Annotated in this window: 18 protein-coding genes and 1 tRNA gene; 6 read left to right on the top strand and 13 right to left on the bottom strand. The window is 60.8% G+C overall.

What is annotated here, in order from left to right:
- The first annotated feature begins 3 nt into the window (after positions 1-3).
- From K3756_RS05595 to K3756_RS05585, 3 genes are read left to right on the top strand one after another with little or no spacing between them, the layout of a single operon-like run.
- Entirely contained in the window at positions 4-480 is a 477-nt protein-coding gene (locus K3756_RS05595; protein ID WP_259991737.1) for a Panacea domain-containing protein, read from the top strand.
- Positions 474-755 carry a hypothetical protein gene (locus K3756_RS05590; protein ID WP_259991736.1) on the top strand — a complete coding sequence of 94 codons (282 nt, stop codon included), beginning with the start codon at positions 474-476 and terminating at the stop codon, positions 753-755. Before K3756_RS05595 ends, K3756_RS05590 begins: the two co-directional genes overlap by 7 nt.
- A complete protein-coding gene (locus K3756_RS05585) occupies positions 748-888 on the top strand; it encodes a hypothetical protein (protein WP_259991734.1) in 141 nt (46 codons plus the stop codon). Before K3756_RS05590 ends, K3756_RS05585 begins: the two co-directional genes overlap by 8 nt.
- Before the next feature lie 189 nt (positions 889-1,077).
- Here K3756_RS05585 and K3756_RS05580 read toward each other — a convergent pair whose 3' ends face one another.
- Positions 1,078-1,362, bottom strand: a complete 285-nt coding sequence (locus K3756_RS05580) for a DUF3892 domain-containing protein (protein WP_259991732.1) — start codon at positions 1,360-1,362, stop codon at positions 1,078-1,080.
- A gap of 81 nt (positions 1,363-1,443) precedes the next feature.
- Here K3756_RS05580 and K3756_RS05575 point away from each other — a divergent pair, with 81 nt between their 5' ends.
- On the top strand, positions 1,444-1,806 hold the full coding sequence (locus K3756_RS05575; RefSeq protein ID WP_259991730.1) for a hypothetical protein: 363 nt from the start codon (positions 1,444-1,446) through the stop codon (positions 1,804-1,806).
- Between the two features lie 342 nt (positions 1,807-2,148).
- On the opposite strand, the gene K3756_RS05570 is transcribed toward K3756_RS05575, so the two are convergent.
- From K3756_RS05570 to K3756_RS05545, 6 genes are all read right to left on the bottom strand, one after another.
- Positions 2,149-2,478, bottom strand: coding sequence for a DNA-binding protein (locus K3756_RS05570; protein ID WP_259991728.1), 330 nt, complete (start codon positions 2,476-2,478; stop codon positions 2,149-2,151).
- Position 2,479: 1 nt separating this feature from the next.
- Complete coding sequence (locus K3756_RS05565) at positions 2,480-2,809, bottom strand: type II toxin-antitoxin system RelE/ParE family toxin (RefSeq protein ID WP_259991726.1); 330 nt, start codon at positions 2,807-2,809, stop codon at positions 2,480-2,482.
- A 51-nt stretch (positions 2,810-2,860) separates the two neighbouring features.
- Positions 2,861-4,414, bottom strand: a complete 1,554-nt coding sequence (locus K3756_RS05560; protein ID WP_259991724.1) for a relaxase/mobilization nuclease domain-containing protein — start codon at positions 4,412-4,414, stop codon at positions 2,861-2,863.
- Positions 4,408-4,881, bottom strand: a complete 474-nt coding sequence (locus K3756_RS05555) for a MobC family plasmid mobilization relaxosome protein (protein ID WP_259991722.1) — start codon at positions 4,879-4,881, stop codon at positions 4,408-4,410. The genes K3756_RS05560 and K3756_RS05555 overlap by 7 nt, the downstream gene beginning before the upstream one ends.
- Entirely contained in the window at positions 4,878-5,219 is a 342-nt protein-coding gene (locus K3756_RS05550; RefSeq protein ID WP_259991720.1) for a hypothetical protein, read from the bottom strand. The genes K3756_RS05555 and K3756_RS05550 overlap by 4 nt, the downstream gene beginning before the upstream one ends.
- A gap of 171 nt (positions 5,220-5,390) precedes the next feature.
- Positions 5,391-5,750 carry a helix-turn-helix domain-containing protein gene (locus K3756_RS05545; RefSeq protein WP_259991718.1) on the bottom strand — a complete coding sequence of 120 codons (360 nt, stop codon included), beginning with the start codon at positions 5,748-5,750 and terminating at the stop codon, positions 5,391-5,393.
- 76 nt (positions 5,751-5,826) lie between these two features.
- Between K3756_RS05545 and K3756_RS05540 the strand changes: the two genes are divergently transcribed.
- Positions 5,827-5,901: transfer RNA gene (locus K3756_RS05540), tRNA-Cys, on the top strand.
- 151 nt (positions 5,902-6,052) lie between these two features.
- On the opposite strand, the gene K3756_RS05535 is transcribed toward K3756_RS05540, so the two are convergent.
- The 4 genes from K3756_RS05535 to K3756_RS05520 form a co-directional block, all read right to left on the bottom strand.
- Positions 6,053-7,342: an MFS transporter gene (locus tag K3756_RS05535; protein WP_259991717.1), complete on the bottom strand. Its 1,290-nt coding sequence runs from the start codon at positions 7,340-7,342 to the stop codon at positions 6,053-6,055.
- Positions 7,343-7,417: 75 nt separating this feature from the next.
- Positions 7,418-8,335 (bottom strand): DMT family transporter, encoded by a 918-nt coding sequence (locus K3756_RS05530; protein WP_259991715.1) that lies wholly within the window; start codon positions 8,333-8,335, stop codon positions 7,418-7,420.
- The gene (locus tag K3756_RS05525; protein WP_259991713.1) at positions 8,335-9,054 is read right to left on the bottom strand and encodes a type 1 glutamine amidotransferase domain-containing protein; all 720 of its coding nucleotides are present in this window, start codon (positions 9,052-9,054) and stop codon (positions 8,335-8,337) included. The genes K3756_RS05530 and K3756_RS05525 overlap by 1 nt, the downstream gene beginning before the upstream one ends.
- A gap of 75 nt (positions 9,055-9,129) precedes the next feature.
- Positions 9,130-9,618, bottom strand: coding sequence for a nuclear transport factor 2 family protein (locus tag K3756_RS05520; protein ID WP_259991711.1), 489 nt, complete (start codon positions 9,616-9,618; stop codon positions 9,130-9,132).
- 106 nt (positions 9,619-9,724) lie between these two features.
- On the opposite strand from K3756_RS05520, the gene K3756_RS05515 reads away from it, so the two are divergent.
- Positions 9,725-10,627 carry a LysR family transcriptional regulator gene (locus tag K3756_RS05515; protein WP_259991709.1) on the top strand — a complete coding sequence of 301 codons (903 nt, stop codon included), beginning with the start codon at positions 9,725-9,727 and terminating at the stop codon, positions 10,625-10,627.
- Between the two features lie 130 nt (positions 10,628-10,757).
- Here K3756_RS05515 and K3756_RS05510 read toward each other — a convergent pair whose 3' ends face one another.
- Positions 10,758-11,141 carry a hypothetical protein gene (locus tag K3756_RS05510; protein WP_259991706.1) on the bottom strand — a complete coding sequence of 128 codons (384 nt, stop codon included), beginning with the start codon at positions 11,139-11,141 and terminating at the stop codon, positions 10,758-10,760.
- Between the two features lie 130 nt (positions 11,142-11,271).
- Complete coding sequence (locus K3756_RS05505; protein WP_259991704.1) at positions 11,272-12,681, bottom strand: helix-turn-helix transcriptional regulator; 1,410 nt, start codon at positions 12,679-12,681, stop codon at positions 11,272-11,274.
- Between the last annotated feature and the right edge of the window lie 214 nt (positions 12,682-12,895).

The raw sequence follows: 12,895 nt of genomic DNA, 5'->3' as shown, positions 1-12,895 counted from the left end.
CTCTTGTACGTCGCAACCAAAACCGCTGATTTGGATGATTTTGGCACGACCAAAATCAACAAAACCCTGTATCACGCCGACATGGAAATGTTTCGTGAGAACGGAAGGCCGATCACGGGTGCGCAGTACCACCGCATCCAAAACGGACCTGTCCCGAAGCATATTCCGGTAGCCGAAAGGAATCTGGTTGAGAAAGAGGCTTTGGAAATAGACAAGTCAGTCGCCGCACATAAGCGTATTGCGAGGCGTGAACCTAACATGGACCTGTTTTCTGAAAACGAAATAAAGATCGTAGACGCTCAAATCGAGCGTCTTATGGGGGATACAAGCGCCAAGGTCAGTGAAGACAGTCACGATATTCGTTGGCATGCTGTATCTCACCAGAGTTTGATTCCTTATGAATTTGCATTCCTAAGCGGCGAGGCCACGGAAAAAGACAAGTCAGATGCAGCGGAATTGGCGGTTGAGTTAGGATGGTAAATGGTAACGGTTATGAAGTCTCGGAAGAGTGGCACTATACGGATGCTCTTGAGAACCGCTTAAGCGTCAGCGTCCAGCAGGCCGATGAGGCTTTAGGGGCAATACACTATGCCCTTTCTTTAAATCCTTTGGCTTTTGATGTTGTCTATCAAGAAGATATTCGCGTTGCCCACTTGCAAGAGCGGACTCTTGATGGGCTGCCCGCATTCCGCATATTTTTTCGGGTGAATGAATCTTCACGTAGGGTCTATTTGTTGTTTGTTGATCATGGCTGAACCTGACAAGTCTCAATTAGACCGCTTCAAAGAAGCCGCCCGCGAGATCGGGACGGACGACGACGAAGCGAAGTTCAACGAAAAGCTGGGCAAGCTGGTGAAACAGAAGCCGGATGACAAGGAGGACGATTGAGGTGTTGATTTACCCCATATGTGTGGGGTATCATTATACCTATGTCGTTTATTCAGCGCGAGCTTGATCGGATATCCACCGCACTGCGAGAAAACCCGCAGAGCAATGACTATGACCGCCTCTACGCCGCCCAGCAGGCACTGTCATGGGCGACGGACCCGGACGGGTTCGCATCACCCATGAAACACATTAAGGGCATTCAGGGAGGCTCAGAAGGTTATTCGGAAGATCACCGTCCGCCTTCGTCTTGATGTACTTGTTGCCGAAGCGACTTACGGCAACTTCACACCAGACCGTATCGCCATCGACCGACACCCAGAAATCCCAGTCGCCTTCAAGATATTCAATCGCAGACTGTTGCGTTAGCTTCCATCGCCCGCCGTCAGAGTTGACGCCCCCAACATGAGTGATGCGCTCCCACGCATTATCTCGGTCCTGCTTGTTGATGCATTTGATCTGCGCTTGCTTCGCCATATCCCGAATCCCCTCAAAGTAGAATCCGAGCCTGCGCTTACGTCACGGGTTTGTCAAATATACAATCGCCCAAAATTGTTTGTGCTTGAAGATGATCCAAAGTGCAAAACGAAACAATTGGAACTACTGCAGGGTGCAGAAACCTTCATCCTGAAAGAGCCTAATTTGGCGACCTGCTCCGAACGCCTCCATCTTTTTCTTGATCTGATGGGATGCCCGTTCATCGGAGCTGACTATCGAAGAAAAATGGTCAGGAGAATTTTGACGGGCTACAATAAGCAGCAGCGGTCGGGAGGTGGCGGTGGTTCGATCCAGATACCGACAAATGAGCATATCGTTGCTGCAATCACGAATTTTGAACAGAACCCTTGGTTCACTACGTGGGACAGCATCAACCTCCTCCGCCTTATTGAGAAGAAAGAATTGAAGCGTTCATATGCTTAGTCTAACAACGAGGTCGACTCTGCCTTCCGGCGTCATCGCTTTGCAGTAATTTCGCGAGATTTGCTGCTGAACGCTTGGCCGTACTGACTACGTTCAGTCGATACCAGTGCTGTGTTTGCGGGTTGATTGGCGTTGTGTCTTTCGGGACATTACTTCTTTGGAAGGGCGGCATGTCTGCTGATCTGCACGTCTTCTAGAGGCGGAATTTGTTGAAGCATGCTGCACACACCTAAGGCCGGGTTATTGGCGTGGACATCAAATTCAAGTAGATGTTCACGCCTCTTATCAACAAATTGAATGGCTTACGATCTGTTAACAGATGTCAGCTTTCAAACCGCAACTCTAGGTATGAACACTGTTGTTCTGGGTGACTGAAAAATACATGCCCTCACGCTGTTTCAACCGCGACACCATCGCCAGCAAATTGTCCGCACGCGGGTTTCCTTTAGCGCTGAGCATCCGCATCAGGCTCTTAGGGTCCTTGTCCATGTCTTGCGCCAAGGCCTCAAACCCCACTGTGGCATTCACGTAGTCGCGCAGCAGCACCTTGCCTGTCTCCAGATCGTCGCTGAGCATCGCTTCGATGGCTTCGCGGAACAGCCCTGCACGAAACTCAGGATCGCGCTCAGCGCGGGCTTTGATCGTGTCTTTGAAGTCTTTCGTCAGGGGCATGTCAGTCGCCTTTCTCTTTGCGGGCCTTGTAGTCTTCCCAATATGCCTTGGCTTGCACGATGTCTTTCGACTGGCGTTTCTTGGTCCCGCCGCAGAGCAGGATCACAAGCTTATCGCCGTCCTTGCCAAAATAGACGCGGTAGCCGGGGCCGAAGGTGATGCGCCGTTCTGACACGCCTTGCCCAACCGGCTTCACGTCGCCAAGGTTTCCGGTCTCGATCCGTGCAAGCGCCGTTCGCACCTTCAATGCCGCCGCCGTATCCAGGCCATTGAACCAATCGTCGAACGGTGTTTTCCCGGCCTCGGTGACATAGACAACAAGCTTATTCATTGCGGTCATTGGTGACATATACGTTACCATTTGTCAATCGGTTTCGGCCCCTCAATGCGTCAGCCCCCGATCCATCTCGACCTCCCGCTCCCCTAGCTCTGTCTCAACCTCTCTTCGGCGGCCTTCACTAATTTCAAGCTGGTCTCGAGTTGCGTGCGCAGCCTCGCGTAGTTCGAGCCCTCGCTCAACAAGCCGTGCAACGCAGCCACGGACGCCGTTTGCGATTGAATGAACACCGACACGCAGGCGGCCAATCCATCCAGCTGACTCTGCATCCTCGTCGTCGAGCGTTCCTCTAACCCGCTCAATTCCTTTGCTGAGACCTCGCAGGCCGTCACCAACCGCTCTACGCAGGCGAGCAAGTCGCGTTCCAAGGCTGTCAGTTGGGTCATCTAATCCTCCTCGATCCGAATGCAGGTCACGTGCCTCTCGCCCATCGTGCAGGTGCGCAGGCTCGTCTTCGATGGGTCCAGGATCAGCCATGTCCCCTCGGGCCGCTCGATTCGCGTCAGGCCCATCTCGGTCAGCTCCGAGCGCGTCAGGTGCACCGTCCAGAAAAAGCTCGCGGCCATCATCGAGGCGGTCCCCGTGAGCACCATCGCCGCGATCAGCCAGGGCGAGATCGTCAGCCAGAGGCGGATCGAACTCAACCGCGTCTCGAACAGGCTCGCTGTCTCGGTTTGAAACCGGCGCGTATCGCTCGCGATGGTATGCTGCGCGGCGCCCACAATGTTCTTCAAATCGATCCTGAAGCTCTTGAGCTGGGACGAGATCGAGGCGACGTGTTCGGCCCGGATCGTGTCGAGCTCCGCGTTCAGCTTCTCGCTCAGCCGGGTCGGCTTGCCAGTCTTCATGGAAAATCTCTCCTTTCAGCCGCCAGCGCTCGCCGGTCTCAGGATCGCGGGCGGTGATGTAGGCCTTGCCGGTGCGCGGCAGGTCGAAGCCTGCGTTGGTGAGCGCATCGATAATGGTCGCGCGGTCGGTGATCAGGCCCATATCGATCTGGTCCTGTATCCACGCGTGCAGCTCTTCTCGGCCCTGAGCGCGGGTCGGGGCCTCGATGGTGTCGCGGACGTCCTGCGCGCGCTCCACATCCATCGGATCGGCCCAGCCGTGGCGCTGGTTCATCACGTCCCGCAGGCTGTCATAGGCCTCCCTGTAGCCAGGTGGCGCAATGTTGAGGCTCTTGCCTGTCGTCAGCTCCAGGCGCGGCGTGCAGAAGTGCAGCTTGACCCGGCCTTCGTGGCGATGGCGGACCCAGAGCACCTCATATTGCTCAGGGTCCAGCCCCGCAAAGGCCAGACGCTCAAACCCGTCCATGACCTCGGCCTGTTGGTCTTCGGTCGGGTTGTCGGTGTCGGCAAAGCTGATCACGCCCGCGCGGTAGGTCCATTGGTGACGGCTGGCGTCGATCAGGGCCTCAGTGCGTTCGGAATTGCCGCGCAGGACCTCGGGCAGCGGGTCGCGGGTGACGGGCATGGGCTGGCCGTCGGCATCGCGGATCAGGTCGCGGTTATCGTCATAGGCCAGCACGCGCTCGGCCACCAAGTACCCGACCGGCCCCGCGCCCGCGCCTTTGCCGTTGGGAAAGAACTTGATCAGCACCACCGCGCCTCATCGAGGAGCGCGGCAAGCTGGCGTTCGATCACGACAAGGCGGCGCGCGACGGTCAGCGTGTCGAGGTCAGTGCGCCCGACCTTCATGGCGTGGTTCAGCCACCGGACGATCTGGTTGAGATTGCCGCCGATGCGCCCGACCGCGAGCACCAGCGCCGGATCGACGCGAGGGATCGGCTTGCGACGGCGGGCCTCGGTCAGGCCAAGCGCCTCGCGCAGAAGCGTCGAGGCGGGCAGCCCCGCGGCCTCGGCCTTGGCGCGCAATTGGGCCTTCTCTGCGGCGCTGCACCGAAAGACGAAGGTCTCGGTCAGCGGCTCTTTGGTGCGGGCTTTGCCTGCGCCGGTGGGGTTCGAAGGGGAGGCTTGCCGCCCCTCGCAAGGTCCCGTGTCAGCAGCGCCAGCGTATGACATGGGTCGCCTTGCTGTTTGCGCTTCGGTCGGATCGGTTGCGGTCATGATCTGAGGCCTGCCGCCTGGATTTGCGCCTTTGTGACCAGCTTTGAGGCAAGCAATCCGTCGATCTGCTTGGCTGTGATGTGTTTGCACATCGGGCTGCGTTCACTGATCCAGCAGGCCAACCGCGCATGGTGGTCCGCCTGCAATGCTGCCGTCTTCTCTCGATCTTCGGCTTGTTTCTCGACAAAGGCCTGCCAGCGCCGTAACTGAAACCAGTTGTCGGAAAAGCAGACCTTGGAGCGGGTGAAACCCGCGCTGTCGGTCGCGTATGCCTGGACGGCCTGAAGCAAGTCCGCCGGCCTGATCCCTTCCTTCATGGCCGCTTCGATCTGGGCCAAGCACGCCGCTTTGCCTCGCAATCGGTCGGGTGGATAGGCTGCCAAAATCTTCTCAGCCTCCACCGCCTCGCGCCTGCGCGTGGGTGGTTCTTTCCTAGGTTCAATGGTAAGGTTCCTGTCCCGATTTGAGACTACCCCCGTCTCACCCTTGAGACTTTTCCCTCGGTTTTTTTAGACGTTTCCCCCCGTCTCATTTTGAGACTCAACCCCGTTGGGCCCGCCCGTCCCACCCTTTGGGCGTGAGCTAGGACCAAGGGTGATATCAAGGTGCAACTCATACTGATTGGACCCGCGCCCACCATCGCCATCACCACGGGCATGACGCGTGACAAGGCCGCATTGCTCCAACGTCGTCATATGCCGAAACAGCGTTGCGCGGCCCATCTCGCATTCGTCCGCCAAACGCTGCGCTCTTGGGTTGCACTGGCCCGTTTCTTTGTTGTGAAAATCCGCCAGTTGGATCAGCACGATCTTGGCGGCGGGCTTGAGACCTTTGACGTTCGCAGCCCAGATCAGCGCCATGCCACTCATGGCTTTGATCCAGCATAAACACGGGTATCAGGTTCGTTTATTGTTCGACAAATGTCCTGATACTTTTTCGACCCTAGGCGTTTGTTTTTGTGGCGAAATACACTGGATTGCAAATCCGTGTACACCGGTTCGATTCCGGTACTCGCCTCCATCCTCACCACTTCCCTATAGTATGGCTGCCATCTGATCGTGCGCGGTGCCTGCGCTTTAGCCCGATAATCAATCGTCCTGACTGTCAGAACCCACCTACCTGTGCATCCATTGTTCTCAGGCACACACAGGTCACGCCGCGCAAATGGCCGCTATGCGTCCCGCTCGGCCAACCGTTTGGCCAGCACGAACGCCAATACCACCGCCATCAAAAGAAACACCGCGCCAAGGCTCCACGCGACGGGGGTGGCGTATATCTCGGCGACGGCACCGACCATCACCAGCCCCAAGGCCGCACCGGATTGCTGTATCAATGACCGCAAGGACAGGAGGGTGGACCGCTGATCGTCCCCTACGCAATTGTGCAGGATACTGCTGGCAGGCGTCTCGCTCGCGCCAAGGATGATGGCATAGAGCACAAAAACCCCCGTGAACCCGATGATGCCCACCTGCATGGCCAATGCGACCTGAACACCCGCAAGACAGGCAAAAAGCGCCGCAAGCGTGACGGCATGGCGCCGGTTGAAGATCCGGCTGATCAACGGCGACAGCGCCGCACCACCCGCGATCGAGAAAAAGTAAACGGCTGTCAGCGCGCCGATAAAACTGTTGGCAAAGCCCCGGTCCAGCATCGGTTTGGCAACTGTCGGCCAGATCACTTCGACGGGATTCGTCGCCATCAGGAACAGGCCAAGCGCGGCCAAAAGCACCGAAACCGCAGGGTGGCGCAGGGCAAGGCGCCCTGCCCCGGCGATCACCGTCGGGACGTCTGCAAACCCCTGCCGCAGCGCCCCCCGACGCCGCGGGCGCGGCGCTTCGGCGATGAACACCACCGTGAAAACCAGCACACCAACCATGACGGCAAAGCTGGCGACGTAGGACACGTCATAGACGCTGGCACCGTACGTCAGGGCCACGGCACCAAAAACATCCGGCAGGGTCCCTCCCGCAATCGCGCCGGTGGCCAACCCCATGGCATTGGCCCATTGCGCCCGGGCAAGCGCGGGCTGAACATCCACATCCGGCGCGGTGGCCCTGAATGTCTCCACGAACCACGCATCCAGCGTCCCCGAGCGCAAGGCCCGCCCAAAGCCGATAAAGGCAAACGAAAACGCCAGCACGGCAAAGTCGCGCGACACCAGAAACAGCGCCAGCGACACCAGACTGGCGCCCACCGCTGCGAGAAACACAGGCTTGCGGCCAATGCTGTCGGCCAATCCGCCAAAGGGCAGCTCCATCGTCATGGTCGTGACCGAATAGATGCCGAAAAGCAGTGAAATCTGGAACAGGTCCATGCCCCGATCCGTCAGTGCAAGGGCCACGACGGCCACCGTCAGCCCCGTCGCGAAACGGTCGAGAAACTGGTGCAGCTGGAACACCCGAATGTGTCGGCGTGCCGTGTCCGACAAAGCGTTGAAAGAGAATGCGGTCTGCGTGGCCATGCGCGCAGCATCCGTCTTCGCCCCCCCATGCGCAATAGCACGCCGGCAGGAACACCCGCCAACCGCGCCTGATGGTCACCTCATTCGCGCGGCCCCCAGAACGCTCACCAGCCCCAGCCCGAGCGCGACCAGCCCGATCGCCTGGCTGCCCACCAGCGCCTGCCCGGTCAGCGGCAGGCCGATCACCAGCGCAAATCCGGGCACGAGCGCCGGAAAGGTCGCCGCGCGCGCCGCCCCCAGCAGGCGCACGGAGGCCGCGAACGCAATCATCGCCACGACACCGGACAGAATGCCCTGAACCACGATCTGTGCCGCCAGCATTCCGGCGGGCAAGGCCGCGAGCGCATCTGTCCCGCGCAGGACGAGGTAGCCGGGCACCAGCGCCACAAGACCCGCAACACCCACCACCGCCGTGACGTCTACGGCGGGCAGCCGCCAGCGTTGTTGCAGCGCCGCGAAGGCCGCCCACGACAGCCCGGCCAGCACGAACATCGCATCCCCCCCGATCGCGGCGGCCGAAACGCTCGCCCCGCGCCCAACGACAAGCCCCAGCCCCAGCAGCATGATGCCCACGCCCACCAGCCGTTGCAGGCCGAGCCGTTCGCCCAACACCACCCGCGACAGCGCAAGCCCCCCCAGCGTGAGCGACGCGGGGACCAGCACGGACCCGTGCGCAAGCGGGGCAAACGCATAGCCGCCAACGCTCAACAGGACAAACGGCGGGCCCAGCAGGACGGCAACGGTGACGCCCTGCAAGACGCTCATGCGCAGACGCAGACCCTCACGCCGCAGCACCAGAACGCCGAGCATGATCGGCCCCGCCACCATATACCGCAGCGCGGCCACGTCGTAGCCATTGAGCCCCGCCGCAACACCCGCGCTCGACAGCGCGAGGTAAGCGCCCCAGATGGCAGCGGCAGCAAGACCGGCGGCAAAGCCGACCCGTGTTTCAGGGGCAATGGCGAGAGCGGGGGGCGACAGGACCAGCGACATCAGACGATCCCCTCGCCTTTGGCCAGCCTGCCCGCGACCAAAAGAGCAAGCACGGCCCGCGCGCCAACCTCGGACGATTGCGGGTTCTGTCCCGTGACAAGGGTGCCATCGGTGATGGCGTGGGCGCTGAAGTCCGCCGCATTGTCGACGGTCGCTCCCAAAGCGCGCAACCGGTCCTCGAGCAGGAAGGGCACGACCGCGCGCAGCCCGACCGCATCCTCTTCGCCGTTGGTAAAACCCGTCACGCGACGTCCCGCCACAAGCGGTGTTCCATCCGCCTTGCGCGCGCCCACCAGCGCCACCGGCCCGTGACAGACCGCCCCGATGGGCTTGTCCTCTGCGTCAAAGGCTTCGATCAATCCCGCCAACGCCGCATTGTCGGGAAAATCCCACATCGGGCCATGCCCCCCGGGAAAGAAGATCGCGTCATAATCCCCGGCATCGACATCGGAAAGCCTGAGCGTATGCGCCAGCGCGTCGCGCCCCGCGTCATCCGCATCAAACCGGCGGGTCGCATCCGTTTGCCATTCGGGCGCGGCGCTTTTGGGGTCGATGGGCGGCTGTCCTCCGGCTGGCGAAGCGAGCGTCACCGCGGCCCCCGCGTCACGAAAGACGTAGTAGGGTGTGGCAAATTCTTCCAGCCAGAAGCCGGTCTTTCGGCCCGTGTGTCCGAGCGTGTCGTGCGAGGTCAGGACGACAAGGATGTGATGGGGGGTCATGGCAAATCTCCGATGGGTTGGGTGCAACGTCGTTGGGGGCAGCCAGACGGCACAGATGCGCCGCCCGCCGCGGGGTCAGTCGATCTGCGTGCGGCCAAGCTGGCGGTACCAATCGGCGTTGTCCCAAAAGGCGGTGACATGGGTAATCCCGCCCGCCGCGTCCACCTCGATGACGAACATGTGGCGCAGATCATAGGCGCGGCCCCGGTTCACGATGCCGAACGTGTCTTTCGCTTGCGTGCCCGAGATGTTGACGTCGACAAAAGCGCGGGTGCCCGCTGCATCCTCGGTGATGCTGTGCACCTCGTTGGACAGGTCCGGAAACGCGTCGATCAGAACACCCCAACTGCCCGGTCCCACCTCTTCCACGGGCCCCGAAAAGCCGAAGGGGATGTATTCGACCGTGCCCTCGGGGCTGAACAACTCGATCATCGCCGGCACGTCCTGCGCGCGGTAGCGATCAAAAAACGCCTCTGCGGCGTCGGCAGCGGGGCCTGCAATCGCAACAAACGGTGCCGTGGCGACGATGGCGGCGGCGGTCAGTGTGCGGATGATACGTGTCATGGGTGTCTCCTCTGGATGGGTAAATCGTTTGATGACACCAATCTATCTTTTCCAAATCCGCGGATATATACCTCCAACCGGAACACATATTTGCTGAGGTGCAACAATGGACGGGCTGAACGGGCTGGCAGAATTCTGTGCCGTCGTGGATCACGGCGGCTTTACGCGCGCGGCCGAGGCGCTTGGCGTCTCACCGTCCTTCGTCAGCCGCCGCGTGTCCGATCTGGAGGCACGGCTGGGCGTGCGCCTGCTGCACCGCACCACCCGGCAGGTGAACCTGACCGACATGGGCGCGCAATACCACGAACGCGCCAGCGCGGTGCTCAACGACATCCGCGATATGGAGGCAGACCTCGCCGAGCGGCAGAACCGCATCGCGGGACGCATCCGCATCTCCGCCGGCGGGCTTTTCGGTGAAACACATGTGGCCAAGGCGCTCGCCGCCTTCGCAGCAGAGCACCCCGCGGTCGAGATCGAACTGGACGTCTCGGCCCGGCGCATCGATCTGATCCGCGAGGGGTTCGATCTTGCCGTGCGGCACGGCATGCCCGACGATCCCGACCTCGTCGTGCGCCGCATCGCCAGCCGCCGCATGATCGTCTGCGCCGCTCCCGGCTATGTCACCGCGCATGGCGCCCCCGACACCCCCGGTGATTTATCCGCGCATTTCTGTCTGTCCGCCACCCGGGACTGGGCCTTCGTGCACAACGGCCAGCCGCTCTCCCTGCGGGTCCAGAGCCGCTGGGCATGCAACAACGGCGTCGCTCTTGCCGCCGCGGCCCGCGCGGGTCTCGGGATCACACGGCTTGCAGACACCTATGTCACCGCCGACCTTGACGCTGGCACGCTCGTGCCGCTCCTGCAGGATTACGAAGTCGCGCTGCAACCAACGGTGCTCGTCTACCCTTCGCGCGATAACATGCCGGTCAGGCTGCGGACGCTGATTGGCTATCTGGCCAAGACGCTGGGGCAGACAGACCAGCCGCAAAAGCCGCATCCGGGCGATTAGCCCCCCGGCACCCGAATGCTCGCCCCGCCGGCCCGGCCCCGTCCAGACGCAGCGCAGCCGTCAAGACTGGCACGCCGCGCCGATCACCGGCCAGCGTGCCATCGATGGATTTGTTGATCCGGCTGCCCGCTCAGGACACGGTCAGCCGAAAGCTGGCACCCTCGCCGCGGTTTCTCGTGCCACGCAGCGTGTCCCCTTCCAGAACCAGCAGCTGACAATCCTCCGGCGCAGGGCCATTCGGCCCCTGCGTGAGAACCCGGCAAAAATAACCGTCCCGCATTTCGTAAGTACCCACGAGCGGCTTGCCCTCCCACGACCCGCGGATCGTGCCTGCAGACGACACCACATAGGATTTGCCCGGTTCAAGCGTCAGGGTCTTGCCATCGATCAATGCCATATCGGCCTGCGTGGCCAAACGCATGGCTGCATCTTTGTCGACGCTCTGCTGGGCACCGGTCGTCTGACAGGCCGCCAACCCGAGGCCGATCACTGTCATGGCAATAATATTCTTCATTCTATACTCCGATTTGATGAACCGGCCCGGCCACACATCGCGTGCCGCACGGGCTGCTGCTTTCTTGCTACAAAACCGAATGTGACGCCCCCTCGCGGGGCGTGAAAAGACCGATTGTGGGCAATCTACCTCATTTGGAGTATGTGGCCGCGATCCGGCGATAGACTTGCCGCATGGGCGCGCCCTGCGTCAGGTGGCCCATATCCCGCACCACTTCCGGTGGCTTGCCCGCAATCCGGTGCGAGAAGGGCACGACCTCCTCGAGATCGTGCACAGCATCCTGCGCCCCGTGCCAGAATTGGATCGGCACCCCCAGCTTGCGCGTCCTGCTCCAGCAAAAATTGAGCTGCGACAGGTAATCCAGCCGCATGGATTCAATCGAATGTCGAATGGCAAACGTGATCCGCTCGCGGCGCGCCGGATCGCCGAATTCCGCATCAAGCAGATCCATGTCGGTCCGGCTCCCCTTGAAAATGCGTCTCAGCGTCGTCTCGAGCTGTTCCTTGCCAAATACGGCAGTGGCAAGATGCTGGATCGCGATGGCCGCCAAACGTCCGTTCTGCTGCAATCCGCGCAGCAAAAATTCCCCGAAATACCCATCTGACGACTTCCCCTTGCCAGAGGTGAAACAGGTCGACACAAAATCTATGCGCTGCACGTGGTCGGGATATTTCTCTGCGAACGCCGTCGCATAGGCACCGGATGACACCATCGCAACAACCGGCACAGACACGTCTGAACACAGGCCCCGAACGGTATGAATGTCCGACACGGCCCTGTCACAATGCGCGGCCCAGTCTTTTGACGTCGTGCCCGCCACGCTCAGACACCCGGCCCTGATGGGCCAGAAGGTGCGCCAACCGAGCGTGTGAAACATCTCGACATCGCGCGGGTCGATGTGCGGAAAAATCATCGGATGCAGCACGATGACGGGCCGCCCCGTCACCGGCCCGATCTCGAGATATCTCACCGGATCATGGTCCGGCCCCTCCAGAACGCCACAGCGCACGCCCTTGGGCAGGTGACCGACATACCCGCCCCAATGTGTCTCATCCCGCCCGATCATCCGCGCGAGCACGATCGAGAAGCGGTTGATCAACTGGTTGGCCAGACTGACCAGTTCGGACTGCCCCACAACGTCGAGCTTTCGGAACGCCGTTTGCAATTGCTTGCGCCGCGTGGCCACGGCCACCTCGGCACTGCTGGCACTTTCCTCCAGCGACAGCCCCGTCGCCAGATCCAGAAACACGGCAAATTCCGCCGCCGTCAGCTTGGTGTCCAGCGTATCGGTAACGAAGGCCTTCAGCGCCGCGGTTTGGACGCAATACTGCCGCTCTGCGTCGGGACTGCAGACAAGAACCCTGTCAGCGCCCTCGAACCGCAGCGGCCAGACATTCGGGCGCTGTCGCGGAATATCGGCGATCCAGACCGGATAATCGCCCCACCAGAACGCGGGCACCTCGTCGATTTCCCTGCATTTCTCGGAAAAAAGCGCCAACCCGTCGTGGGTCTCGTCGACGGAGGACGCAATAACGCTCATGGCTTCATCCCGAAGCGAATTGTGCACGTCACACCCTCTGGTCAAACACTGTCGGTTCTTCTCGGGACCAAGTAATGCATGCTCTCATTGAGTTGACAAGCGGGGACCGCCACACGCACCCCGACCCACCAGATGCCAAAATGCGCTCCGCCCCCGCATACCGGCCTAAATTGTCGCATTAGAAAAAGAAAACCGAAACATCCAGCCTACCGAA

Origin of the sequence: Sulfitobacter sp. S190 (assembly GCF_025141935.1) — a bacterium.
In the GTDB taxonomy this organism is placed as follows: Bacteria; Pseudomonadota; Alphaproteobacteria; order Rhodobacterales; family Rhodobacteraceae; genus Sulfitobacter.
This window is presented reverse-complemented; position numbering and strand designations above follow the sequence as displayed.